The sequence below is a fragment of the Streptomyces sp. NPDC093111 genome (assembly GCF_040683955.1).
Lineage (GTDB): Bacteria > Actinomycetota > Actinomycetes > Streptomycetales > Streptomycetaceae > Streptomyces.
On the sequence record NZ_JBFBNW010000021.1, the window covers coordinates 78,438 to 101,691 of the forward strand.

The following is a 23,254-nucleotide window of genomic DNA, read 5'->3' on the forward strand; positions in this document are numbered from 1 at the left end:
TACGTACGTTCGCATGACGTCCTCTTCGCCGGCCCGGCCCGGACTCCCCCCGTCCGAGCGGACGCTGCCCAGCGCCACCTACCGGCTCCAGCTCCAGCCGGAGTTCCCGTTCGCCGCCGCCGAGCGCGCCGTGCCGTACCTCGCGGATCTGGGGGTCTCGCACCTGCATCTCTCGCCGGTCCTGGAGGCCGTGCCCGGCTCGACGCACGGCTACGACGTGACCGACCACCGGGCCGTACGGGCCGAACTGGGCGGCGAGGCCGGGCTGCGGGCGCTCGCCGCGACGGCCCGCGCGCACGGCCTGGGCCTCGTGCTCGACCTGGTGCCCAACCACATGGCCGCCGCGCCCCGGCACAACCACGCGCTGCGGGCGGTGCTCAGGGACGGCCCCGACTCGCCGTACGCCCGCTGGTTCGACATCGACTGGGCGGCGGGCGGCGGGCGGATGCTACTGCCGGTGCTGCCCGCCCGGCTCCCGGAGGTACGGGACCGGATGCGGGTCGCGGACGGCGTACTGACCCTGGACGGGCAGGAGTTCCCGCTGCGCCCGGGCACGGAGGGGCTGCCGCTGGACGCGCTGCTCGACGCCCAGTGGTACCGCCTCGCCTGGTGGCGGCTGGCCCGCACCGATCTCAACTACCGCCGCTTCTTCACCATCTCCGATCTGATCGGGCTCCGCGTCGAGGACCCGGAGGTCTTCGAGGCCACCCACGCGAAGGTCCTGGAGCTCGTCGCGGACGGCGTGGTGGACGGTCTGCGCATCGACCACCCGGACGGGCTCGCCGACCCGGAGGGCTACCTGGAACGGCTGGAGGCGGCGACCGGCGGGCGGTGCTGGACGGTCGTCGAGAAGATCCTCACCGGCCCCGAACCGCTGCCCGCGTCCTGGCCGGTGGCGGGCACCACCGGCTACGACGCGCTGCGGCATGTGGACGGGCTGTTCACCGACCCGCTGGGCACCGAGGAACTGGGCGACGTCTACCGGGAGTTCGTCGGCAGGTCCGGGGACCGGGGCGGCTACTGGGAGGCGACCGCGCGGCGCGCCGCGTACAAGGTGGTGACCCATGAACTGGCCGCGGAGACCGCCACGCTGGCCCGGCTCGCCGGCCGGATCTGCGCCGCCGACCCGGAGCTGCGCGACCACGCGCCGTGGGCGCTGCACACGGCGGTGCGCGAACTCCTCGTACGGGTGCCGGTGTACCGGACCTACCGCACCGGCGGCGAGCAGGTCCTCACCCCGGAGGCGGCGCGCGGCGCGAAGGCGGCGTTCGCGGTGCCGGAGGAGGCGACGGCGGTGGACACCGTGCGGGAGCTGGCGCTGGGGGCCCGCGGCGACGGGCCCGACCAGCGGGCGTTCCGGGCCCGGTTCGCGCAGACCTCCTCGGCGCTGCGGGCCAAGTCCGTGGAGGACACCGCCTTCTACCGCTACACGCCGCTGCTCTCGGCCAACGAGGTCGGCGGCGACCCGGGGCGCCCCGCGGTGCCCCCGGACGAGTTCCACGCGTACTGCGCCCGCATCGCGCGCGACTGGCCGGGCACGGGCACGGTCCTGACCACGCACGACACCAAGCGCAGCGCGGACGTGCGGGCCGGGATCGCGGTGCTGGCCCAGTGCCCGGAGCGGTGGGCCGAGTTCCTGGCGGAGACCTCCGGCGTGCCCGCGCCCGACCCCCATCTGGCGTGGACGGCCTGGCAGACCGCGTTCGGCCTCGGCGCCCCGGACGGGGCGCGGCTGGGCCCGGCGGTCCTGAAGTCGGTGCGCGAGGCCGGGCTGCACACCAGCTGGACCGAGCCGGACGAGGCGTACGAGCGGGCCGTCACCGACTTCGTGGCGGCGGGGCCCGGCCGCATCCCGCTGCGCACGGCCGCGCCCGAGGCGCTCGCCCTCGAACCCCACATCCGGGCGCAGATCCTCGGGTCGACCCTGGTCCACCTCACGATGCCGGGGGTGCCGGAGCTGTACCAGGGCACGGAGCGGGTGTACCGGGCCCTGGTCGACCCGGACAACCGGGCGCCGTTCGTGCCGGGCCCGGACGACGACAAGACGGCGGTGGTCCGTGCCGCGCTCCGCCTGCGGCGCACCCGCCCCGCCCTGTTCGGCCCGCTCTCCACGTACCGCCCGCTGTCCGCCACGGGCCCGGCCGCCCCGCACTGCGTGGCCTTCTCCCGCTCGGACCACGTCCTGACCGCCGTCACCCGGCTCTCCCTCCGCCTCGCCGAGACGGGCGGCTGGCAGGACTCCTCCCTCGCCCTCCCCGAGGGCCGCTGGCTCGACCTCCTGGACGGGGCGCGGGAGTTCACGGGCGGGGCGGAGCGGCCGGTGCGGCTGGCCGAGCTGTTCGAGGGGAGGCCGGTGGGGCTGCTCGTGCGCGCGGAGTAGTGGCGGGGCCCGCGCCCGGGACGGGTCCGGCCCCCGGAGCGGGGACGGTGGGCTCAGCCTCCCGGCCGGACCACCAGGCTCCGCGGGGAGCGGGTGATCACGCCGGTCCACTCCGGCCGGAAACCGTCCGCGAGGCGGAGGCGGGGCATGGCCCGGAAGAGGGCCCTCAGGGCGTATTCGGCCTCCAGGGCGGCCAGGTCGACGGCCGGGCACAGGCCGGTGCCGTAGGTGAGTTGGCCCGGGTCGTCGCGGAGCGGGTCGAAGCGGTCCGGGTCGCGGAAGCGCTCCGGGTCGCGGCCGGCGGCGCCGATCAGGAGGGCCACCTGGGCGCCCGCGGGCAGGACGCCCGAGCCGACGCGGACCTCGCCGCGGGTGCGCCGCATGACGATCTGGACCGGGGGGTCGCGGCGCAGCGACTCCGTCCAGGCCCGGGCGACCAGGCCCGACGGGGCGTCCCGGAGCGCGGCGACCTGGTCGGGGTCGCTCAGGACGGCGGCGAGGAAGGCGGCCAGCGCCTTCTCCCGTACCGCGATCTGGCCCGTGCACTGCCCGACGAGCGCGGACGCGGCCCGGCCGCGGACCAGCCGCATCATGTCCCGGTACGGTACGCCGACGGCTGCGGCCACGGTGCCGGCCGGCAGCCAGTGGCAGAAGTCGGCGACCAGGTCGGCCTGCGGGCGGGCGGAGATCCGGTGGGCGAGGACGAACGCGGTGCGTTCGGCGACGGCCCGCAGCTCGCCCTCGTCGACGTCCGTGTGGGTCTCCGCGCACGGCGGGTCGCCGGGCCGGTGCCCGTGGGTGAAGCGGGCGTCGGTGAGGGCGCTCGCCACGTCCGCGTACCGGCTGAGCACCCAGGCCCGCAGCAGCGGGTCGTGGGTGAGCGGGAACTCCTCCCGCAGCACCCGGTAGACGCGGTACGGGTCGCGGCCGGCGCCCGGCTCCAGCGGGCTGGGCGCGATGCGGCGGACCACGCGGTCCCTCGCCGTCGCGGCGGGCCCGCGCGTGGCGGGTGTCATCGTCGGCAGAGCGGCCCAGTGGTCCCGCCACGGGGTGTGCGGGTGGTTCGGCTCGTCGCTCATCTCGCCCCCTCGTCGGTCAGCGGCGCGCGTCTCCCCAGCCCATCACCGGGCAGACCCGGACGCAGCAGGTATACCGCCGTTCGAGTGATAGGTGGAGGCGTCGGCGCGTCAGTTCCGCGCCGGTTCCGCGTCGGTTCCGCCTCAGTTCGGCGAGAGCCTGAAGACCATCTGACCGAAGCCGACCATGTCCCCGGCGCGCACCACGACCGCGCCCGTCACCCGGCGCCCGTTGACCGTGGTGCCGTTGGTGGAGCCGAGGTCGCGCAGCACCCACAGGCCGCCCTGCTGGGACAGCTCCGCGTGCAGGCGGGAGACCGTCTCGTGGCTCAGCCGCAGCCCGTTCACCGGATCGCGTCCGATCCGCAGCGGGTGCGGGCCCGGCAGCGGCATGAGCAGCTTCGGGAGCCGCTCGGCCCGCCAGGCGCGGCGGATGCTGACGGTGAACGCGGACACCTTCTCCACGGCGCCCACCACCCGCCGCGTCCACGGCGACGGGGCCGTCAGGTCCGCGGTGAGCAGGGCGAGTTCGTCGGAGCGGCGGGCGGCGAGCGCCCGCTCCATGCGGAACAGGAACGTGTCGTGCGACAGACGCCCCTGGGCGGCGCCCTCCCGGAGCACCGCGAGCGCGCGCTCCCGCTCGGCGTCGGTGAGCCGAGGGGCGTCCGGCGGGTTGGCCGGGAGCTCGAAGGGTGTCGTCACACCGTGATTGTCGGACGGACGGGCCCGGGGTGTCCAGAAGGGCCCCGATATCTCGGAGGCGCCCCGCCCACCTGCGCTGATACGGTCTGCCGACTCGCACTTCCAGGGGGACTCCCGTACATGACCGTTGTTGTTCGACCGCTCGCCGGACCTGACGAGCTGGATCTCTTCCAGGGCCTCGACTACGTGCTCGACCACGAGCTCGCCGACGACCTGGCCACCGGCCGCCGCCGCCCCGACTGGATGTGGGTGGCGCTGCGCGGCGACCGCCTGCTCGGGCGGATCTCCTGGTGGACCGGGAGGGAGGGCGCCGACCCGCAGGCGCTCGACTTCTTCGACCTCGACCCAGCGCTGCCGGCGCGGGAGGCGGCCGAGATCGGTCTGCGCCTCCTGGAGACGGCGACCGCCGCCGTCGTCCCGGCGGGCGCGGCCCGCCCCGAGTTCGGCCGGTTCATGCCGGCGGACTGGCGCGAGGTCCCGGAGACCCGCGCCGCCCTGGAGACCCTGTTCGGCGTGCTGACCGCCTCGGGCGCCCGCCCGCTGGTGGAGCGGCTGCGCCTGGAGTGGCGGGCGGGCACCCCGGTGCCGGAACCGAGCGGACGCCTGGTGTTCCGTCCGGTGCGGGACCGCGAGGACCTGCTCGGCCTGATGACCCCGGTCATGGAGGGCACCCTCGACGCGCACGGCCAGGCCGACCTGGCCTCCGGCCTCTCGCTGCGCGAGGCGGCCGAGCTGCACTACGACGAGGAGCTCGCGCACTACACGACGCCCCGGGAGTGGTGGCGGATCGCGGAGCTGCCGGAGACCGGGGAGCCGGTCGGCTTCGTCGTCCCCGCGCGCAACAACTACCACCCGATCATCGCGTACATCGGTGTCCTGCCCGCCCACCGGGGCCGGGGCCACATCGACGACCTCCTCGCCGAGGGCACCCGGATCCTGGCCGCCGAGGGCGTCCCCAACGTCCGGGCCGCCACCGACCTGGGCAACGTCCCCATGGCGAAGTCCTTCGCCCGGGCGGGGTACGTGACCTTCGAGCGGGCCGTCAACTACGTGTGGGACGCCCCGCCGCGGCCCTGACGTCAAGATCGCCGATGCACCGGGCGGGGCGTGCCTCCGACTGCCAGGATGGTCCCGTAGCCGTTGATCAGTCGACGAGGGGACCGTCCCGTGCTGTTCGAGGTGTGGGCGCCGCACGCCCGTGACCGGGTGACGCTGGAGCTGAACGGCAGCGGTCACCCGCTGGAGCGGGACGCCGAGCGCCCGGGCTGGTGGAGCGGCGTCGCCCCGGCCGCCGACGGCGACCGCTACGGCTTCTCCCTCGACGGCGGCCACCTGCTGCCCGACCCCCGGGCCCGCCGGCTGCCCGACGGCCCGGACGGCCTCGCCGCCGTCGTCGACCACGACGCGTACACCTGGCGGAACGCGGCCCCGCGGCTGCGGATGCGCAGCGGCGTCCTGTACGAGCTGCACGTGGGCACGTTCACCCCGGAGGGCACCCTCGACGCGGCGGCGGCGCGGCTCGGGGAGCTCGCGGGGCTCGGCATCACCCATGTGGAGCTGATGCCGCTGTGCCCGTTCCCCGGAGTGCGCGGCTGGGGGTACGACGGGGTGGCGCCGTGGGCGGTCCACGAGCCGTACGGGGGCCCCGAGGCGCTCAAGCGCTTCGTGGACACGGCCCACGGCCTCGGCCTGGGCGTCGTCCTGGACGTGGTGCACAACCACCTGGGCCCGTCCGGCAACCACCTGCCGTCCTTCGGCCCGTACTTCACCGACACCCACCACACCCCGTGGGGCGCCGCGGTGAACCTGGACGCGCCCGGCTCGGACGAGGTCCGGGCGTACTTCCTGGGCAGCGCGCTCGCCTGGCTGCGGGACTACCGGATCGACGGGCTGCGGCTCGACGCGGTGCACGCGCTGGTCGACACCCGGGCGCTGCACTTCCTGGAGGAGCTGTCGGCGGCCGTCGACGAGCTCGCCGGGGAGCAGGGCCGGCAGCACTTCCTGATCGCCGAGTCCGACCCGGGCGACCCGCGCACCACCACCCCGCGCCAAGCCGGCGGCCTGGGCGTCCACGCCCAGTGGAACGACGACTTCCACCACGCCCTGCACACCGCCCTCACCGGCGAGTCGCAGGGCTACTACGCGGACTTCGCGCGCGCCCCGATGAGCGCGCTCGCCAAGACCCTCACCCGGGTCTTCTTCCACGACGGCACCTACTCGGGTTTCCGGGGCCGCCACCACGGGCGCCCGGTGGACCGCGAGCGGACCCCCGCGCACCGCTTCCTCGGCTACTCCCAGACCCACGACCAGGTCGGCAACCGGGCGACCGGCGACCGCCTCTCGGCCACCCTCTCCCCCGGCCTGCTCGCCTGCGCGGCGACGCTCGTCCTGACCGGCCCCTCGGTCCCGATGCTGTTCATGGGCGAGGAGTGGGGCGCCCGGACGCCGTGGATGTACTTCACCGACCACACCGACCCCGAGCTCGCGGAGGCGGTCCGGCGCGGCCGGCGCCGGGAGTTCGCGGCGCACGGCTGGGCCGAGGAGGACGTCCCCGACCCCCAGGAGCCCGCCACCCGCGACCGCTCCGTCCTGGACCGCGCCGAACGCGAACGCGCCCCGCACAAGCGCCTGCTCGCCTGGTACCGGGAGCTGATCGCCCTGCGCCGCACCCTGCCGGACCTCACCGATCCCGACCTGGCCGGGGTGAAGGTGGCCTTCGACGAGGAGGCCCGCTGGCTCGTCTTCCGGCGCGGCGACCTCCGCGTGGCGGTCAACCTCGGCGAGCGGCCGGTGGACATCCCGCTCGGCTCCAACGGCCGCGACCGGGTCCTCGCCGCCTGGGAACGGACGGAGGCACCCGGCCGGGACGGCCTGCTCCGACTGCCGGCGGAGTCGGCGGTGGTGCTGACGGACGGGTAGGCCGGCGAGGGGCCTACTCGACGATCGCCATCTCCCGCGGCGTGTTGTTGAAGCGGTGGCCGGTGCCGTCCTCCGTCAGGGTCACGATGTCCTCGATGCGGACGCCGAAGCGGCCCGGCAGGTAGACGCCCGGTTCGATGGAGAAGCACATGCCGGGGACGACCGGCCGTCGCTCGCCCTCGATCATGTACGGCGGTTCGTGGGTGGTGACGCCGATGCCGTGGCCGGTGCGGTGGATGAAGTACTCGCCGTATCCGGCGTCCGCGATCACCTTGCGGGCGGCCCGGTCCACGTCCTGGCAGGCGATCCCGGAGCGGACCGCCTCGAATCCGGCCTGCTGCGCCTCCCGTACGAGGTCGTGGACGCGCCGTTCCTCGTCGGTGGGTTCGCCGACGTGCACGGTACGGGTGGTGTCGGAGCCGTAGCCGTGCTTGAGGCCGCCGAAGTCGAGGACGACCATGTCGCCGCGCGCGATGGTCCGGTCGCCGGCCTCGTGGTGCGGGTTGGCACCGTTGGGGCCGGAGCCGACGACGGTGAAGTCGACCTGGGAGTGCCCGAACTCCATGAGCAGCCGGGCCAGGTCGGCGGCCACCTCGGTCTCCTTGCGGCCGGCGAAGCGGACCTTCAGGATCTCGCCGTACGCCTGGTCGGCGGCGGCCCCGGCGGCGGCGATCCGGGCCAGCTCGTGCGCGTCCTTGACGGCCCGCAGCATCGGCAGGGCCTCGGTGAGGGAGACGTACGAGGTGGTGGGCAGGGCCTGCTGGAGGCCGAGCAGGTGCATGGCCCAGGCGTTGTCGCTGACGCCGAAGCGCCCCTCGGCGTCGAGCAGCGGGGCGGTGACCGCGTACGGGTCCTTGCCGTCGGTCCAGTCGCGCAGGGTGAGGGCCGGGGCGCCGACGGCCTTCTCCGCGTCCGGGGCCTCCAGGGTGGGGACGACGAGCACGGGGTCCCGGCCGGGGGCGATGACGAGGACGGTGAGGCGTTCGGTGATCGCGGTCGGCTGGTAGCCGGTCAGGTAGACCAGGTCGGGGCCGGGGGCGACGAGCACGCCGGCGAGTCCCGCCTCGGCTGCGGAGTCGGCGGCGCGGGCCATCCTGGCCCGGTAGTCGTCGGCGGTGAAGGGGGTGGGTGCGGTGCTCTCGGGCATGGGTGATCTCCTCCTCGACGTACGCCATCCTGCCCGGCGGCCCCGGTGGGCGCGACCCCGGACGCGGCCTACGCCGTGCCCTCGGGCGTACGGGCCCACGCGCCGCGGCGCCGGGTCTCGTCCTCCTGGGCCAGGCGGCGCAGGACGGCCAGGACCGGCTCCAGCAGGAGGACGACGATGGCGGCGTGCTCGGCCAGCTTGAAGCGGTCCCCGGCGTCGTCGAGCTCCTTGATCCGGTCCAGGTCCAGCTTCGCGGCGGACGCGGCCAGTTCGGCGTAGGGCAGCAGGTCCTCGGTGCGGTAGTCGGCGCCGATGCGGGCGAGGTCCATGAGGCTGGCGGCGAGGGCGCGGCGGTGCGGCGAGTCCTCGGAGACCTCCCAGCCCATGGCCCGCACCAGGGCGTCGACCCGGGGCGCCTGCTCGTCCACGGCGTCCGTCTCGGCGGCGTCCACCGGCGTGGGGAGGGCGTAGTGCACGACGCCGAGCGTGGCGAGCGGGTCGAGGGGCTCGTCCATGGCCGTGAGGACGTCGCGAGTGGCGGCGATCGACAGGCCGCCGCGGGCGGTCAGGGCACGGATCAGGCGCAGGCGCTGGAGGTGTTCGTCCCCGTACAGGCTCAGCGTGGCCCCGAGCTGCCGGCCGGGCGGCAGCAGGCCCTCCCGCAGGTAGTACTTGATCGTCCCGACCGGCGTTCCGGACAGACGGCTCAGGTCAGAGATTCTCATGCGCACTCTCGCTCGGTCTGCTCTGTGTGCGACCAGTCTCCCAGGCACTCCCGTGGGCAGCCGGGGGCGCCATCACTGGATAGCGTCACTCCCCACTTAGAAAGTGGTACTTCCTAGTGTGCCGCTCATCTGCGGAGACGGCACGCCCTCTCCTTCCTCCACCGAAACCGGAGCCCCCTCATGTCCGAACCGACCCCCCTGCTCCGGGTGAGCGCCCGCGGACTGCTGCGCCGTCGCGGGCTGTGGCTGCCGTCGGCGGTGATCCTCGGACTGCTGTCGCTCGTCCTGTCGACGCTCTACCTGGGGGCCAACAACGACCCGGCCGGTGAGACGAAGGACCTGCCGATCGCCCTGGTCGTCGCCGACCGGGGGACGGAGACGGCCGGGCAGCGGATCGACCTCGGCGCGCGGATCGCCACGCAGATCACCGGCTCGGCCGAGCTGCGGGAGAAGGTGTCCTGGAAGCAGGTCGACCGTCGCACCGCCGACGACCTGCTCGCCCGGGGCAAGGTGTTCGGCGCGCTCGTCATCCCGGAGGACTTCTCCGCCTCCGTGGCCGCGCTCGCCGGGCCGCCCCGGCAGGAACCGCACCCGCCGACCATGACGGTGCTGACCAACCCGGCGGCCGGCAGCTTCGGCTCCGCCATGGCCACCGAGATCAACCGGGGGGTCGTCGCCCACACCTCCGCGCAGGTGGGCCACGAGCTCGCCCAGCAGCTCCAGCGGCAGGCCGCCCAGCACGCCGCGTCCGCCCCGGCCGGGCGCTCCTCCGCCGCGCCCGCCGCTCCCGGCGCGGCCGCCGCCCAGCTGATGATCGCCGACCCCGTGAAGGCGACCGTCGAGGAGGGACACCCCCTCGGCGCCCACAGCGGCCTCGGACTGAGCGCCTTCTTCTACGCCCTCGTCCTGGTCCTCGGCGGCATGCTGGGCGCCAACGTGATCCACACCCAGGTGGACACGGCGCTCGGCTACACGGCCAACGACAAGGGGCCGTTCCGCTTCCTCAACCCCGCCCAGCACCTCACGCGCCTGCAGCACTTCACGGTCTGCTCGGTGCTCATGGTCGTGCTGTCGATGCTGACCTCCGCCCTCGCGATGGCCGGCGCCGCCGGTGTCGTCGGCATCGACGCCGCCCACCTGGGCCTGCTGTGGATCTTCGGAACGTGCGCCACGGCCGCCATGGGCATCACCGCCCTGGCCCTGCTCGCCGCCTTCGGCACCCCGGGCCCCATCATCTCCATGCTGGTCCTGATCGGCCTGGCCATCCCGTCCGCCGGCGCCACCATCCCGCTCCAGGCACTCCCGGACTTCTACCGCTTCCTGGCGGAGTTCGAACCGTTCCGCCAGGTGGTCGACGGCGTCAGGTCCATCCTCTACTTCGGGGCGCGAACCGACGCGGGACTCGGCCGCGCCTGGACGATGACCGCCGTCGGCTTCGCCGGGTCGCTGCTCCTCGGCGTCGCCGTCACCCGCTTCTACGACCGCCGGGGCCTGCACCGCACGGCCCTCCACCCGGCCCCGCCTCGGCAGGACGGGCGACCGGACACCCGGCCGGTTCCGGCCGGCTGACCCGGCCGCGGACCGTTCCGGCCCGCGTGCGGCACCCCGACGTCCTCACAGGCCGTCGGGGTGCCGCACGATGAGCCGTTCCAGGAGGGCCTGGAAGTCGTCGCCGACGACGATCCGCAGCTGCCCGTCCTCCTCGGCGTGCTCGCTGAGCTGGGTGAGCGTGCCGCCCCGCCACCAGAAGACGTACGGGCTGATGGCGCCCGGTGTGTCCTCGTAGCCGGAGGCGGCGAAGGAGGCCATCGCGCCGAGCGCGGGCACGATGCTGGTGTCGCGGATGGGGTGGAAGGCGAGCTGGTGCCGGAAGGGCAGCGCGACGAGCGCGCCGTCCGCGCCGAGCGGCCGGCCGGTGACCCGGCGGACGACGGCGTCGAGGTCGAGGACGCGGCTCGCGGTGTAGAAGGAGTCGCCGAGGACGACCTCGAAGCGCATGCCGTCCGCGTCCTTGACGGTCTCGTGGCCCTCGACGGGCAGGTCGCGCAGGTTGTGCAGGGCCCGTTCGCGCAGTCGCACGGGGTCGCCGAGGCGTTCGAGGGCGTCGTCGGTGAGCGTCATCACGCTCTCCGGCAGGTCGAGGGCGAGCACCTCGTACAGGCCGGGGGCGATCGTGCGGGCGTAGCCGAAGGTGCCGGGGTCGATGCCCTCGCCGCTGACCACCCGGGGGTAGAGCTGGGCGCGGATCTGTTCCGGCGGCAGGGTGTCGAGGGCGGAGGGGCCGTCGAGGGCGCGCACCCAGAGGCGCACGTGGCGGCGGACCAGCGCGGGCCAGACGGGGGTGCCCCGGGGGTCCTGGTGGCAGACGGCGGCGAGGGTGCCGAGGCCGAAGCGGCGCCCGGAGTCGTCGGTGACGGCGTCGGCGTACACGGTCACTTCGAGCCCGAGTTCGGCGAACGCCTCGCGGACCCGGCCGCGGAACAGGGCGGCCTCGCGCTCGGAGAAGTACGAGAACTGCGGGTCCCTGGGGGCGTCCTCGTCGTCCCTCCTGGGTCCTCGCCGGAACCACCCCACGTCCGCCCGCCTCTCGTCGTCGTTCGTTCCGTCCGTTCCGTTCGGGTCAGACTAGCGACCGGTCGCGGGCGGGGCGTCGAGTCGGGCGATCAACTCGGCGGCGAGGCCGGTCGGTTCACCGTTCGGGCGCAGCAGTTCGGTGCGGTGGACCAGGCGTGGCGCGGTGAGCGGGACGGCGGCGGCGCCCGGGACCCCGGCGGCGGCCGAGGCGGGCAGCAGGACCAGTCCGTGGCCGGCGGCGGCCAGGGCGGCGACGGTCCGGGCGTCGGTGCCCTCGTAGCGCAGGGCCGGGCGGAAGCCGTGGCCCGCGGGCCCGGCGTGCGCGGCGCGCAGCCGGTCGAGCGGGAAGGCCGCCCCGGGAGCGTCGAGCCAGCGGGCGTCGGCCAGATCGGCGAGCCGCAGCCCCGGGCGCCCCGCGAGCGGGTGCCCGGCGGGCAGCACCACGGCGAGCGGCTCCTCGGCGACCCGCCGGGCGGTGAACGGGGCGACGTCGGGGAGCCGCAGCGGATCGCTGGGGGCGGCGATCCCGTCGACGAGCCCGAGGTCGGCGGCCCCGGTGGCGACGGCGGCCGGCACCTCGTCGCGGGGCAGCGTCCGCAGGGTGACCCCGGCGGCGGGCAGCGCGGCGAGGGTGCGCGGCCCGAGCGCCAGCGGGGCGGCGACGAGGGTCAGCGTCTCGCGGGGCGCGGCGGCGAACCGCGCGAGGTCGGCCCGCGCCGCGTCGAGCCGCAGCAGCAGCGAGCCCGCGTGCTCCAGGAGCCGTTCACCGGCCGGGGTCGGCCCGACGGGCCGGCGGGTGAGCAGCGGGAGTCCGAGGTCCGCTTCGAGTGCGGCGATGTGCTGCGAGACGGCGGACTGGGTGTAGCCGAGCGTCCGCGCGGCCTCCGAGAAGGAGGCGAGCCGGGCGACGGTGAGGTAGGTGCGGAGGAGGTGCGGGTCCATGGGGGTGGGGCCTCAGGTCTCGGGGCCCGGGTCGCGCGGGCTCGGCCCGGTCAGGACGCGTCCGGGTCGGTGCTCAGCAGCGCCCGGGCGTAGTGCGCGAGGGAGCGGTTGTAGCGGGGCAGCAGTGGGGCGAGGGCGCCGAGGGCGAGGGAGGCGGCCTCGCGGTCGCGGCCGGTGTCGGCGAGGGCGAGGGCGAGGAAGGCGTCGACGGCACCGGCCAGGGCGGTCTCGTCGGCGTCGAGCCGCTCGGCGGGGATCGCCCGCTCCTCGGTGAGGAGTTGGACGCTCCGGTCGGGGCGTCCGAGGTTGCGCAGGCTGCTGGCGAGTTGGATGACGGCACGGCGCCGCCGCAGTCCGGTGAGGCCGGCGTCGAGGGCCCGGCGGTAGAGGGTCACGGCCTCCTCGGGAAGGCCGGTGGAGTCGTGGGCGGCGCCACGCTCGAAGAGGGCGGCGGGGTCCTCCGCGGGCCGCTCGTCGGCGAGTTCGGCGATCCGGGCCCGGAACGCGGCGGGGTCCTCGTAGGTGTCGAGGGCGGCCCAGAGGGCGTCGACGCGGCGCTCCCAGTCCCTGGTGTCGCTGCTGGTGGTCATGGCCTCAGCCTACCGACCGCGAGATAAGCGATCGTGATGGACGGTCCAGGAATCATCGTTGGACGTGAACGGGAACGGCCGCCGAGCATGGTCCCCATGGACACCGCAGACAGCACCTACGACAGCACGCGGCCCCCGCACACCGCCGGCACCTCTGGCACCTCCCGTACCTCCCACTCCTCTCCCGCCTCCCGCACCCCCCGTATCGCCCTCGTCGGCGACCGCTCCCCCCACGTGAAGTCCCACGTCCGCGTCCCGCTGCTCCTCGACGCGCTGGCCGAGCGGGACGGGCTCGTGCTCGACGCGTACTGGATCCCGACGGAGGACGCCGAGGAGCCGGGCGCGGTGAGCGGCTTCGACGCGGTGTGGCTGCTGCCGGGCAGCCCGTACGCGAGCGAGGCCGGGGCGCTGGCGGCGATCCGTACCGCGCGCGAGGAGGGGATCCCGTTCCTGGGGACCTGCGCCGGATTCCAGCACGCGCTGGTCGAGTTCGCGCGCGACGTGTGCGGGCTCGCCCGGGCGGCGCACGCCGAGAACGACCCGGCGGCGGACCCGGAGGACCTGCTGCTCGCCCCGCTCGCCTGCTCCCTCGTCGGACACGAGGGCGCGGTACGGGTGACCCCCGGCTCCCTCGCGGAGGCGGTGTTCGGCGCGGAGCGGACGACCGAGCGCTACCACTGCGCGTACGGGCCCGACGGGCGCCACCTGGACACCCTGGAGCGGTACGGGATGCGGTTCACCGGCACGGACGACGAGGGCCAGGTCCGGATCGCCGAGCTGCCCGGGCACCCGTTCTTCCTGGCGACGCTGTTCCAGCCCGAGCTGGCGGGCGACGGCAGCCGGCCGCACCCGGTGGTACGGGCGCTCGCACGGGCGGCCGTGGCGCGCGCGGCGCGCTAGACGCTCCACTCCGTCTTGTGGCCGAAACCCCGGCTGTTGTCGACGAGACGCAGCCAGGTCGGGTGGATCTCCCAGTGGTCGGCGCGGGACAGGGCCTGTGCGAGGCGCCCGGCCGTGGCGACGAAGGGGAAGCGGCGCGCGTACGCGGCGCGCGCCGCCGCCAGGGCCGGGCCGGTCGCCCGCTCGCACAGGCCGCGGCCCTGCAGGCCGGTGAGCGAGCTCCACTTCTGCGCGTCCCGGTGCGCGGTGAAGGCGACCCGCGCCCCTGGCGCCTGGCGCGCGAGGGCGGCGCCGTGGCGGGTGGAGCGGGCGGTGAGGAAGACGAGGCTGCCCGTGTCGGTGACGGCGTGGAAGACGGCGCAGGCCTGCGGCCCGTCGTCGTCGGTGTAGGCGAGCGCAAGGGTGGTGTGGGCGGCCAGTGCCGCGCGCAGCCGGTCCGGCGGCCCGTCCGTGTTCACGCGGTGTCCGGGGCGCCGACGACTCGGCGCGGAGGGTGACGCACAGGAAGGCTCCCGGTTTCGCGGGCGGACGGTTCGCGCCCCCACGGTACGACGCTCGCGACGTCGCCGGGCCACGGCACACGTCCCGTGGACAAACGTCCCCGATGTCCGGGACTTTCGTCTTTCGACTTCCCTCCCGGCCCGTCGGAGAGTGGATGCAGGACATGTGACTGGTCAAGCAGGCAGGATCCGAGCTCTTTACGCGAAGGCATTTCGCGTGAAGAGCTCGGGTCCTTTTTTTATTGCCCGAAACGGAGGTACGACGTGGATGCGAACAAGAGCGCGGAAGCGATCCTCGAAGCGGTCGGTGGGGCCGAGAACGTCGCCGCGCTGCAGCATTGTTCGACCCGGTTGCGTTTCGCCCTTGTCGACGACAGGGCCGCCGACAAGGAGAAGCTGAAGGCCGCGCCGGGCGTGCTGGAGGCCGTCATGGGCCCGCCGCAGACCCAGGCGATCATCGGCAACCAGGTCATCGAGGTCTACAACGCGCTGAACGCGCTGCTCGGCGGCGCCCCGGCCGACGAGGCGGCAGCCGCGCAGGTCAAGCAGCCGTGGACGTGGAAGCGGGCCGGGAACACGATCATGGGCTTCGTCGTCAGCGTCTTCACCCCGGTGGTGCCCGCCATCGCCGGCGCCGGCGTGCTGAAGTCGCTGCTGATCCTGGTGTCGACGCTCGGCTGGGTCTCGGAGACCAGCCCGAGCTACCTGGTGCTTCTGGCGATCCCGAACGCCGTCTTCGCCTTCCTCCCCCTCTTCGTCGCCTACACCACGGCGAAGAAGCTGAACGTGAACATCCCGCTGGCCATCGGAATCGTCGGAGTCCTCCTCTATCCGGGATTCACGGCACTCCTCCAGCAGGAGGGCGGGATTTCCCTCTTCGGAATGTCCGTCAAGAGCATCAGCTATGACTCGCAGGTGTTCTCGGCGATTCTCTCGGTCCTCTTCCTGGCGGTCGTCGAGCGCTTCTTCAACAAGATCACCCCGGGACCGATCCGGGTGTTCTTCGTCCCGATGATGTGCTTCTTCATCGTCGTCCCGGCGACCGTCCTCCTCCTCGGCCCGCTCGGCTACAACATGGGCACGGTGCTGACGTCCGGGATGCTGTGGCTGCACTCCACGCTCGGCTGGGTCGCGGTCGCGCTGCTGGCCGCCGCGCTGCCCTTCGTCATCGCGGTGGGGATGCACAAGGCGTTCATTCCGCCGACGCTCAACACGATGAGCGCCACCGGCGCCGAACTGCTCTACCTGCCCGCCTCGCTCGCCCACAACATGGCCGAGGCCGGCGCCACCCTCGCCGTCGCCCTGCGGACGAAGCGGACGGACCTGCGCGCCACGTCGTTCTCCTCCGGGGTCTCGGCCCTGTTCGGCATCACCGAGCCGGCGCTCTACGGCGTGACGCTGCAGACCCGGCGGGTGCTCCTCTCGGTCATCGCCGGCGCCTTCGCCGGAGGCTCGTACGTCGGCATCACCCACGTGTCCGCGCACGCCGTCGTCGGTCCGGGCCTCGCCTCGATGTCGATGTTCGTGAACAGCGCGACCCCGCACAACATCCTGCACGCGGTCATCGGCCTGCTCGTCGCCTTCGCCGCCGCGTTCCTCGTCTCCGCCCTGACCTGGAAGGACGCGGGCGGCACGGACACCGCCGAGGAGAAGGCACGGGAGGAGCAGGGCCCCGCGGCCGACGAGGCCCGCGGCGGCCTGCTCATCGCCCCCGTCACCGGCACCGCGATCGCGCTGAGCGAGGTCCCGGACCCCGTGTTCAGCGGCGGCGTCCTCGGTCTGGGACTCGCCGTCGAGCCCGCCTCGGGCCGCTTCCTGGCCCCCGTCAGCGGCACCGTCACCTCCCTGCTCCCCTCCAAGCACGCGGTCGGCATCACCACCGAGGGCGGGGCCGAGGTCCTGATCCACGTCGGGATCGACACCGTGAAGCTGCACGGCGAGCACTTCACCGCGCACATCGCCCAGGGCGACCACGTCACCGCGGGCCAGCCGCTCCTGGACGTGGACCTGGACGCCGTACGCGCCGCCGGATACCCGCTCACCACCCCCGTCATCGTCCTCAACAGCGGGACGTACACGGTCGTCGACCTGGCCGCCGGCCCGGTCGAGGCCGGTTCCCCCCTCGCCCTCATCCGTGAGAAGGAGCTCGCTCATGTCACTGCCTGACGGTTTCCTCTGGGGCGGCGCACTCGCCGCCAACCAGGTCGAAGGCGCCTGGAAGGAAGGCGGTCGCGGCCCCGCCGTCTCCGACGTCGCCGCCTACAAGCCGCACCTCGACCCCACCGAGTACGCCGCGTTCCACACCTGGACCAAGGAGGGCGTGGAGAAGGCGATCGCCGACCCCGACGACGCCGCCTACCCCAAGCGGCGCGGGATCGACTTCTACCACCGCTACCCCGAGGACCTGGCGCTCTTCGCGGAGATGGGCTTCAAGACCCTGCGCGTGTCGATCGCCTGGACCCGCCTGTTCCCCACGGGCGAGGAGCTGGAGCCGAACGAGGAGGGCATCGCCCACTACACGGCCATGTTCCGGGAGATGCGCCGCCTGGGCATCGAGCCGCTGGTCACGCTCTCGCACTACGACCCGCCGCTGCACCTGGCGCTGAAGAACAACTGCTGGGTCGAGCGCTCGACGATCGCGCTGTTCGAACGGTTCGCGAAGGTGTGCTTCTAGCGCTTCGGGCCGTACGTGAAGCTGTGGCTGACGTTCAACGAGATCGACGGCATCCTCCGCCACCCGTTCACGTCCGGCGGCGTCATCCCCGAGACGCTGACCGGCATGAGCGAGGAGCATGCCTGCTACACGGCGCTGCACCACCAGTTCGTGGCCGGCGCCTCGGTGACGCGGATGCTGCGCGAGCTCGTCCCCGACGCCCAGATGGGCTGCATGCTGACGATGCTCATGACGTACCCGAACACCTGCGCCCCCGAGGACGTCGCCGCCACCCAGCTCAAGGAGCGGATGCTGTACCTGTGCACCGACGTGCAGGCCGGCGGCGCCTACCCGCGCCTCGCCCTCAAGGCCCTCGAACGGCGGGGCGTCACGATCCCCTTCGAGGACGGCGACGCCGAACTGCTCGCCGCGCACCCGGCGGACTTCATCTCCTTCTCGTACTACATGTCGATGACGGAGTCCGTACGCCCCGATGCCGAGCGCACGCCCGGCAACACGGTCCTCGGCGTGAAGAACCCGTTCCTCGCGTCCAGCGAGTGGGGGTGGCAGATCGACCCGGTGGGGCTGCGGATCTCCCTCATCGACCTGTACGACCGGTACGGCAAGCCGCTGTTCATCGTCGAGAACGGGCTCGGGATGCGCGACGAGCTCACCGAGGACGGCCGGGTCCACGACCCTTACCGGATCGACTACTTCCGCGCGCACTTCGCGGAGATGATCCGGGCGGTCGACGAGGGCGTCGAGCTGATGGGCTACACCAGCTGGGCCCCGATCGACCTGGTCAGCGCGTCCACCTCGCAGATGTCGAAGCGGTACGGATTCATCTACGTCGACCAGAATGACGTCGGCGGCGGCAGCGGGCGCCGTATCCGCAAGGACTCGTTCGACTGGTACCGGAAGGTCATCGCCACGAACGGCGCCGACCTGACCTGACGCCCCCGTCCGACTCGACACGGCCAGAGCCACAAGGGAGTAAGCGGTGCCGCCCGAACCGGTCTACACGATCAAGAAGGTGCTCAACTCCAGTGTGGTCCTGGCCGTCGACGAGCGGGGCGTCGAGCGGGTCCTGCTCGGCAAGGGCATCGGATACGGGCACAAGGCGGGCGAGGTCGTCCCGCCGGACGCCCCCGACCAGGTCTTCGTCGGGCTCGGCGACGCCGACCGGCAGGGCCTCCTGGAGCTCCTGTCGGCGATCCCGCCCGACTGTCTCGAACTGACCCGGGAGGTGGTCGCCCTCGCCGCCGAGGCCGGACTCGACCTCGACCCGCACATCTACCTCGCGCTCACCGACCACCTGCACTTCGCCGTCGTCCGCGCGCGGCAGGGGATGCGGGTCGTCAACCGCTTCTCCTGGGAGATGCGGACGCTCTATCCGCGGCAGTGGGCGATCGGTCTGCGCACGGTGGAGCTGCTGCGCGAACGCCTCGGCGCCGAGCTGCCCGAGGACGAGGCCGCGAACGTGGCCTTCCACCTCGTCAACGCGGACTCGTCCGCCGAGCACGCCGACCCGATGCAGGTCGTCTCCTTCATCAGCTCCGTGCTCCAGATCGTCACCCACACCACCGCCGCCCACTTCGAGCAGGACGACCTCAACCGCTCCCGCTTCGTCTCCCACCTCCAGTACTTCGCCGAGCGCCTCTTCTCCGGCCGGCTCCTCACCAGCCCCGACGACTTCCTGCACCAGCAGCTCGCCGCGCGCTACCCGCGCGCGATGGGCGCGGCGGACCGGGTGGCGCTGCACGTCGAGCAGACGTACGGCGTGACGCTGCCGAAGGAGGAGCTCGCGTACGTCGCCCTGCACGTGGCGCGGGTCGCGCCGGAGTAGCCGGTCCTAGGACGAGCGGACGGGCGCGCCGAAGTCGATCTCGGCGGCGGGCAGGACGCGGATGCTGCGGCCGGGGAAGTCGAGGTGGCGGAAGATCTCGTTGTGGTGGGCGACGGACCGGTCGGGCTCCGCGTAGGGGCCCTCGGCGCCGCGCACCGAGGTGGTGTGCCCGTCGGCGACGAGGACCAGGTCGTAGCGGCGGCTGAGGGCCTGGCGGGCCGTGGTGTCGACGCAGATCTCGGTGGCGAAGCCGGTGACGAGGAGCTCGGTGACGCCGAGCGCGGCGAGGGTCGCGTCGAGGCGGGTGCCGAGGAAGCTGTCGGCGCCGGTCTTGGCGACGACGGACTCGCCGTCCACCGGGGCCAGTTCGGGGACGATCCGCCAGCCGTCGGTGCCGGGTGCGAGCTCGCCGCCGGGCGGGCCCTGGTGCTGGACGGTGACGACGGGGACCCCCGCGGCACGGGCCCGGGCGCGCAGCCCGGCGATCACGGCGATGGTCTCGGGGGCGCGGTGGGCGATCTCCGCGAGGGCGTTCTGCATGTCGATGACGAGGAGCGCCGGCACGTGGGTCATGGGCCCACCGTACCGGTGCGGCCGGGGCGCCCGAACGGGGGTCAGGCGCCGGGCACGACGAGGTGGGCGCGGTCCCTCCCGCGTTCCACGAGGCGGGCGTTGGCCTCGTCGGAGTCGGCGACCCACCGGCGGGCGTGCTCCTCGTCCTTGCCGAAGCGGACGTGGCGGGCGACGAGCCGGGGCACCCGCAGGCGGGCGTCGAGGTCGAGGTACCAGGCCTCGTCGAGGAGCGGGAGCACGGCGGCCCAGGGGCCCTCGTCGTGCAGCAGGTAGTTCCCCTCGGTGATCACCAGCGGAAGCTCGGGCGGCACGGCGATCGATCCGGCGACCGGCTCCTCCAGGGAGCGGTCGAAGGCGGGCGCGTAGACGGTGGTGCCGGGTTCGGGGGCGCGCAGGCGGCGCAGCAGGGCCGTGTATCCGGCGGCGTCGAAGGTGTCGGGGGCGCCCTTGCGGCCGGCCCGGCCGAGTCGTTCCAGTTCGGCCCGCGCCAGGTGGAAGCCGTCCATGGGGACGAGGACGGCCAGCCCGTCGAGGCGGGCGGCCAGCAGGGCGGCGAGGGTCGACTTGCCGGCGCCGGGCGGGCCGGCGATGCCGAGCACCCGGCGCCCGCCGCCGTCGGCGAGGGCCCGCGCCCGCTCGGCGAGGCGTTCCAGTCCCGTCACGTCCATGCGGGGCATTGTCGCACCGCGCGTCCGTTGGCCACCCTCGCGTCATACGTATTACGTTGCCCTCATGAGCGACCTGACCGACCCGTCCTCCTCCGCCACGGGCCCCTCCGCGCCCGTCCTGCCCGCCCTCGCGCTGGTCACCCTCGTCGTGCGCGACTACGACGAGGCCGTGGACTTCTACACCCGCGCCCTCGGCTTCGACCTCGTCGAGGACACCGACCGCGGCGACGGCACCCGCTGGGTGGTCGTCCGCCCGCGCGGCGCGCACGGCACCGGTCTGCTGCTGGCCCGCGCGAAGGACGCCACCCAGGCGACGGCCGTCGGCGCCCAGACCGGCGGCCGGGTCGGCTTCTTCCTGCACACCGACGACTTCGCCCGCGACCACGCCCGGATGACGGCCGCCGGCGTCCGCTTCCTCGAAGAGCCCCGGCACGAGCCGTACGGCTCGGTCGCCGTCTTCGAGGACCTGTACGGCAACCGCTGGGACCTCCTCCAGCCGGCCCCGGCCGGGGGCTGACCGCGGCGCGGCGCGGCCCGCCCGTCGCCCCCCACCCGGCGCATCTCACCCTTCGGACCCGCACCGCACGGTTTCGGTCAACGGCCCCGCCCTGCGGCCGACTTCGCGCGGGGTGGGGATGAGGGTGCCGTACCGGGAGATGGTTGACGCGGGCGGCGCCGACGCCTGGTCGAACAGGCGGACCGGCGGGGCGCAGACCGCACAGGTCCCGCAGGGGGCGTCGGGCGCGTCGGCGGGCCCGGTGCCGCTCCCGTCGGCGGGCCCGGACGCCCCGATTCCGGACGGCCCGCCGAGACCGGCTCCTTCCCCGCCGCCCGACCCGTCGCGTACCTCCGCTCCTCCGTCCGGCTCCCCCGACCGCCCCGGCTCGCCCAGCTCGCCCAGGTCTCCCGCCGCCTCCGCCTCCAGCCCGTCCAGGGCCGCGCCGAGCCGCCGCAGGGCCTCGCGGGCCGCCGCGATCAGACCGCCCAGCTCCTCCCCGACGGCCGGGTCCGGGCGCACCAGGAGCCGGTTGCGGACCAGGACCCGGTGGATCGTGGTCCGCGAGGGGACGTCGGGCACCCCGAGCCCGTCGAGGGCCGCGCGGAGCCGGCCCGCGCCCCAGCCCGGGTGCCGTTCGCGCAGCGAACAGATCAGCGCCTCCAGGGCGGGCGCGATCCGCGCCGGGCTCTCGTGCGGGCGCCGGGAGCGGTCCGCGAGACCGCCCTCGCCGTGCGCCGCGTACCGCTTCCGCCAGGCGTACAGCGTCTGGCGCGAGACGCCGTGGCGGCGCGCGACCTCGGCGACGGGCCGCCCGGCGAGCACCTCCCGCACGGCCCGGTGGCGCTGTGCCGCACTCGCGTGTCGGGTCACCGATCCTCCCCCCTCGCGTCGGAGCGTTCCGGTCCGACTCCCGTCTATCGGTGTAGACCACGGCACGTTTCAGCGATGTCTCCGCTCCCCGGGAACCCTGTCAAGAATGTCGTGGAACTCCTGACGGACCGGTGCCGCCCGAACCCCCTGGAAGGTAATTGGACAGGGCACCTTGAAGCGTTGACAGCCCTCCGCGGCGCTGACGAGTATCGGTGCCGCTCCGCACAGCGGTACGGAGTTCCTGAAACACCAGGAAACGGGAGGGAACATGGAAGAGCGCAATTCGTTGCGGCCGGACGAGATCGAGGTCTCGCCGTCCCCGATCGCGACGCCCGACTTCGTGATCTCGGACAACGACCCGACCGACCCGGTCTTCGTGATCGCCGACAACGACCCGTCGGACCCGGTGATCTGACCGTATGGCCGTGACCCACGGCGGGTGGAAGGCTGCGCCCCAGGCGCAGCCTTCGCTCGGCCTCAGCAGCCTCCTGTCCCCCGTGACCCCGGACGAGTTCAAGCGCGCGTACTGGGAGAAGAAACCCCTCGTCGTGCACCGGGAGAATCCCGACCATTTCGCGGCCTCGCTGAGTTTCCGCGATGTCGACCATATTCTTTCCACTTCCAGTGTCCGTTCCTCCGAACTCAAGGTCGTGGTGAACGGGCAGGAGATTCCGCTCGTCGAAATGGCCGCGTCGGGTCCGGGCGGGCCGAGCAATGGGCTGGAAGTCCTCTACGACCTCTACCGGCGCGGCTCGACCGTCGTCTTCAAGTTCCTGCACGAGCGCTGGGAGCCGCTCGGCCGACTGTGCCGCACACTGTCGGGCGAGTTCAGCGCCGGGTTCCAGGCGAACGCCTATCTGACCCCGGCCGGTGCCCAGGGGCTCACCAGCCACTACGACACCCACGACGTCTTCGTGCTCCAGGTGTGGGGGTCGAAGCACTGGCGGCTGTACGAGTCGCCCGACGAGCTGCCGCTCGCCACCCAGCCGTACCGCAGGCCCAAGGACGGTCCCGGCGCCCCGGTCCGCGAGTTCGACCTGCGGCCCGGCGACCTGATGTACATGCCGCGCGGCACCGTGCACGACGCCACCTCCAACGACGAGGCCTCGCTGCACATCACGCTCGGCGTGCTGCCGGTGCTCTGGTCGACGGTGCTCAAGGACGCCCTGGACCGGGCGATCGAGGGCGACCCGCGCTACCGGGGCGCCCTGCCGCCCGGGTTCGCGCTCGATCCCGAGCTGCGGGACGGCGCCGCCGCGACCCTCGCGGAGCTGCTCGGCTCGGTCGCCGCGGCGGTCGACCCGGCGGAGCTGGTGGAGCGGGCGGCCAGCCGGGCCCTGGTGGGCCGCCGCCCGGTCCTGGACGGGCACCTGCTGGACCTGGAGGGGCTGCGCACCCTCGGCCCCGACACCCTGGTGCGGCGCAGGGCCGAGCTGCTGTGGTCGCTGCGGCCGGAGGACACGGGCCTCCAGCTGGAGTTCCACGGCAAGGTGGTGCGGTTGCCGGCCCGGATCGAGCCCGAACTGCGGTACGTGCTCGACGCGCGGGCGCCGTTCACGGCCCGCGACGTGACCGGCCGGCTGGACGTCGAGGGGCGCCTGGTGCTGGTCCGCCGGCTGCTCCAGGAGGGCCTGCTGACCCTGGCGTAGCACCGGGTCGGGCCGGGCCGGGCCCCCCGTCCGGCCCGGCC

The 23,254-nt window shown here is 73.9% G+C and carries 21 protein-coding genes and 1 pseudogene; 11 read left to right on the forward strand and 11 right to left on the reverse strand.

Going from position 1 to position 23,254, the window contains the following annotated elements; all coding sequences use genetic code 11:
* Positions 1-13: 13 nt before the first annotated feature.
* Complete coding sequence (gene treY, locus AB0Q96_RS31230) at positions 14-2,380, forward strand: malto-oligosyltrehalose synthase (RefSeq protein ID WP_365331322.1); 2,367 nt, start codon at positions 14-16, stop codon at positions 2,378-2,380.
* 53 nt (positions 2,381-2,433) lie between these two features.
* Here treY and AB0Q96_RS31235 read toward each other — a convergent pair whose 3' ends face one another.
* Complete coding sequence (locus tag AB0Q96_RS31235) at positions 2,434-3,459, reverse strand: cytochrome P450 (protein WP_365331324.1); 1,026 nt, start codon at positions 3,457-3,459, stop codon at positions 2,434-2,436.
* Between the two features lie 141 nt (positions 3,460-3,600).
* Positions 3,601-4,158: a DUF1707 and FHA domain-containing protein gene (locus AB0Q96_RS31240; RefSeq protein WP_365331326.1), complete on the reverse strand. Its 558-nt coding sequence runs from the start codon at positions 4,156-4,158 to the stop codon at positions 3,601-3,603.
* Positions 4,159-4,278: 120 nt separating this feature from the next.
* On the opposite strand from AB0Q96_RS31240, the gene AB0Q96_RS31245 reads away from it, so the two are divergent.
* Together AB0Q96_RS31245 and treZ are read left to right on the forward strand one after the other, a co-directional pair.
* Positions 4,279-5,235, forward strand: a complete 957-nt coding sequence (locus AB0Q96_RS31245) for a GNAT family N-acetyltransferase (RefSeq protein ID WP_365331328.1) — start codon at positions 4,279-4,281, stop codon at positions 5,233-5,235.
* 90 nt (positions 5,236-5,325) lie between these two features.
* Positions 5,326-7,077 carry a malto-oligosyltrehalose trehalohydrolase gene (treZ, locus tag AB0Q96_RS31250; protein ID WP_365331329.1) on the forward strand — a complete coding sequence of 584 codons (1,752 nt, stop codon included), beginning with the start codon at positions 5,326-5,328 and terminating at the stop codon, positions 7,075-7,077.
* Positions 7,078-7,090: 13 nt separating this feature from the next.
* On the opposite strand, the gene AB0Q96_RS31255 is transcribed toward treZ, so the two are convergent.
* Both AB0Q96_RS31255 and AB0Q96_RS31260 read right to left on the reverse strand, forming a co-directional pair.
* Positions 7,091-8,224, reverse strand: coding sequence for an aminopeptidase P family protein (locus AB0Q96_RS31255; RefSeq protein ID WP_365331331.1), 1,134 nt, complete (start codon positions 8,222-8,224; stop codon positions 7,091-7,093).
* Positions 8,225-8,292: 68 nt separating this feature from the next.
* Positions 8,293-8,949, reverse strand: a complete 657-nt coding sequence (locus AB0Q96_RS31260; protein WP_365331333.1) for a MerR family transcriptional regulator — start codon at positions 8,947-8,949, stop codon at positions 8,293-8,295.
* A 180-nt stretch (positions 8,950-9,129) separates the two neighbouring features.
* Here AB0Q96_RS31260 and AB0Q96_RS31265 point away from each other — a divergent pair, with 180 nt between their 5' ends.
* On the forward strand, positions 9,130-10,518 hold the full coding sequence (locus tag AB0Q96_RS31265; RefSeq protein ID WP_365331335.1) for a DUF3533 domain-containing protein: 1,389 nt from the start codon (positions 9,130-9,132) through the stop codon (positions 10,516-10,518).
* 45 nt (positions 10,519-10,563) lie between these two features.
* On the opposite strand, the gene AB0Q96_RS31270 is transcribed toward AB0Q96_RS31265, so the two are convergent.
* Genes AB0Q96_RS31270 through AB0Q96_RS31280 form a run of 3 tightly spaced genes read right to left on the reverse strand, consistent with a single transcriptional unit; the run spans position 10,564 to position 13,055 of the window.
* Positions 10,564-11,523: a hypothetical protein gene (locus tag AB0Q96_RS31270; RefSeq protein ID WP_365331336.1), complete on the reverse strand. Its 960-nt coding sequence runs from the start codon at positions 11,521-11,523 to the stop codon at positions 10,564-10,566.
* A gap of 51 nt (positions 11,524-11,574) precedes the next feature.
* Entirely contained in the window at positions 11,575-12,465 is an 891-nt protein-coding gene (locus AB0Q96_RS31275) for a LysR family transcriptional regulator (RefSeq protein ID WP_365331338.1), read from the reverse strand.
* A gap of 50 nt (positions 12,466-12,515) precedes the next feature.
* Positions 12,516-13,055, reverse strand: coding sequence for a tetratricopeptide repeat protein (locus AB0Q96_RS31280; protein WP_365331340.1), 540 nt, complete (start codon positions 13,053-13,055; stop codon positions 12,516-12,518).
* A 96-nt stretch (positions 13,056-13,151) separates the two neighbouring features.
* Here AB0Q96_RS31280 and AB0Q96_RS31285 point away from each other — a divergent pair, with 96 nt between their 5' ends.
* The gene (locus tag AB0Q96_RS31285) at positions 13,152-13,955 is read left to right on the forward strand and encodes a hypothetical protein (protein WP_365331342.1); all 804 of its coding nucleotides are present in this window, start codon (positions 13,152-13,154) and stop codon (positions 13,953-13,955) included.
* Here AB0Q96_RS31285 and AB0Q96_RS31290 read toward each other — a convergent pair.
* Positions 13,952-14,413 (reverse strand): pyridoxamine 5'-phosphate oxidase, encoded by a 462-nt coding sequence (locus AB0Q96_RS31290; protein WP_365331344.1) that lies wholly within the window; start codon positions 14,411-14,413, stop codon positions 13,952-13,954. The genes AB0Q96_RS31285 and AB0Q96_RS31290 overlap by 4 nt on opposite strands.
* 306 nt (positions 14,414-14,719) lie before the next feature.
* Here AB0Q96_RS31290 and AB0Q96_RS31295 point away from each other — a divergent pair, with 306 nt between their 5' ends.
* The 3 genes and pseudogenes from AB0Q96_RS31295 (at position 14,720) to AB0Q96_RS31305 (ending at position 18,954) form a co-directional block, all read left to right on the forward strand.
* A complete protein-coding gene (locus AB0Q96_RS31295) occupies positions 14,720-16,621 on the forward strand; it encodes a beta-glucoside-specific PTS transporter subunit IIABC (RefSeq protein WP_365331346.1) in 1,902 nt (633 codons plus the stop codon).
* Positions 16,608-18,062, forward strand: a pseudogene (locus tag AB0Q96_RS31300) (family 1 glycosylhydrolase). The gene AB0Q96_RS31295 and the pseudogene AB0Q96_RS31300 overlap by 14 nt, the downstream one beginning before the upstream one ends.
* A gap of 46 nt (positions 18,063-18,108) precedes the next feature.
* Positions 18,109-18,954: a PRD domain-containing protein gene (locus AB0Q96_RS31305; protein WP_365331348.1), complete on the forward strand. Its 846-nt coding sequence runs from the start codon at positions 18,109-18,111 to the stop codon at positions 18,952-18,954.
* A 6-nt stretch (positions 18,955-18,960) separates the two neighbouring features.
* On the opposite strand, the gene AB0Q96_RS31310 is transcribed toward AB0Q96_RS31305, so the two are convergent.
* Positions 18,961-19,527 (reverse strand): isochorismatase family protein, encoded by a 567-nt coding sequence (locus tag AB0Q96_RS31310; RefSeq protein ID WP_365331350.1) that lies wholly within the window; start codon positions 19,525-19,527, stop codon positions 18,961-18,963.
* Between the two features lie 41 nt (positions 19,528-19,568).
* Positions 19,569-20,204: a nucleoside/nucleotide kinase family protein gene (locus tag AB0Q96_RS31315; protein WP_365331352.1), complete on the reverse strand. Its 636-nt coding sequence runs from the start codon at positions 20,202-20,204 to the stop codon at positions 19,569-19,571.
* Positions 20,205-20,313: 109 nt separating this feature from the next.
* Here AB0Q96_RS31315 and AB0Q96_RS31320 point away from each other — a divergent pair, with 109 nt between their 5' ends.
* Entirely contained in the window at positions 20,314-20,712 is a 399-nt protein-coding gene (locus tag AB0Q96_RS31320) for a VOC family protein (protein ID WP_365331438.1), read from the forward strand.
* Positions 20,713-20,757: 45 nt separating this feature from the next.
* Here AB0Q96_RS31320 and AB0Q96_RS31325 read toward each other — a convergent pair whose 3' ends face one another.
* Positions 20,758-21,564: a helix-turn-helix domain-containing protein gene (locus tag AB0Q96_RS31325; RefSeq protein WP_365331354.1), complete on the reverse strand. Its 807-nt coding sequence runs from the start codon at positions 21,562-21,564 to the stop codon at positions 20,758-20,760.
* A 268-nt stretch (positions 21,565-21,832) separates the two neighbouring features.
* Here AB0Q96_RS31325 and AB0Q96_RS31330 point away from each other — a divergent pair, with 268 nt between their 5' ends.
* Together AB0Q96_RS31330 and AB0Q96_RS31335 are read left to right on the forward strand one after the other, a co-directional pair.
* Positions 21,833-21,979: a hypothetical protein gene (locus AB0Q96_RS31330; protein WP_165590942.1), complete on the forward strand. Its 147-nt coding sequence runs from the start codon at positions 21,833-21,835 to the stop codon at positions 21,977-21,979.
* A 4-nt stretch (positions 21,980-21,983) separates the two neighbouring features.
* Positions 21,984-23,213: a cupin domain-containing protein gene (locus tag AB0Q96_RS31335; RefSeq protein WP_365331356.1), complete on the forward strand. Its 1,230-nt coding sequence runs from the start codon at positions 21,984-21,986 to the stop codon at positions 23,211-23,213.
* The last annotated feature ends 41 nt before the right edge of the window (positions 23,214-23,254 follow it).

Excerpts from the sequence above, each read along its gene's own strand:
- AB0Q96_RS31245 (WP_365331328.1), top strand. The coding sequence starts at position 4,279 with ATGACCGTTGTTGTTCGACCGCTCGCCGGACCTGACGAGCTGGATCTC.
- AB0Q96_RS31285 (WP_365331342.1), top strand. The coding sequence starts at position 13,152 with ATGGACACCGCAGACAGCACCTACGACAGCACGCGGCCCCCGCACACC.
- AB0Q96_RS31255 (WP_365331331.1), bottom strand. The coding sequence starts at position 8,224 with ATGCCCGAGAGCACCGCACCCACCCCCTTCACCGCCGACGACTACCGG.
- AB0Q96_RS31235 (WP_365331324.1), bottom strand. The coding sequence starts at position 3,459 with ATGAGCGACGAGCCGAACCACCCGCACACCCCGTGGCGGGACCACTGG.
- AB0Q96_RS31310 (WP_365331350.1), bottom strand. The coding sequence starts at position 19,527 with ATGACCCACGTGCCGGCGCTCCTCGTCATCGACATGCAGAACGCCCTC.
- AB0Q96_RS31275 (WP_365331338.1), bottom strand. The coding sequence starts at position 12,465 with ATGGACCCGCACCTCCTCCGCACCTACCTCACCGTCGCCCGGCTCGCC.
- AB0Q96_RS31280 (WP_365331340.1), bottom strand. The coding sequence starts at position 13,055 with ATGACCACCAGCAGCGACACCAGGGACTGGGAGCGCCGCGTCGACGCC.
- AB0Q96_RS31260 (WP_365331333.1), bottom strand. The coding sequence starts at position 8,949 with ATGAGAATCTCTGACCTGAGCCGTCTGTCCGGAACGCCGGTCGGGACG.
- AB0Q96_RS31315 (WP_365331352.1), bottom strand. The coding sequence starts at position 20,204 with ATGCCCCGCATGGACGTGACGGGACTGGAACGCCTCGCCGAGCGGGCG.
- AB0Q96_RS31265 (WP_365331335.1), top strand. The coding sequence starts at position 9,130 with ATGTCCGAACCGACCCCCCTGCTCCGGGTGAGCGCCCGCGGACTGCTG.
- AB0Q96_RS31335 (WP_365331356.1), top strand. The coding sequence starts at position 21,984 with ATGGCCGTGACCCACGGCGGGTGGAAGGCTGCGCCCCAGGCGCAGCCT.
- treY (WP_365331322.1), top strand. The coding sequence starts at position 14 with ATGACGTCCTCTTCGCCGGCCCGGCCCGGACTCCCCCCGTCCGAGCGG.
- AB0Q96_RS31330 (WP_165590942.1), top strand. The coding sequence starts at position 21,833 with ATGGAAGAGCGCAATTCGTTGCGGCCGGACGAGATCGAGGTCTCGCCG.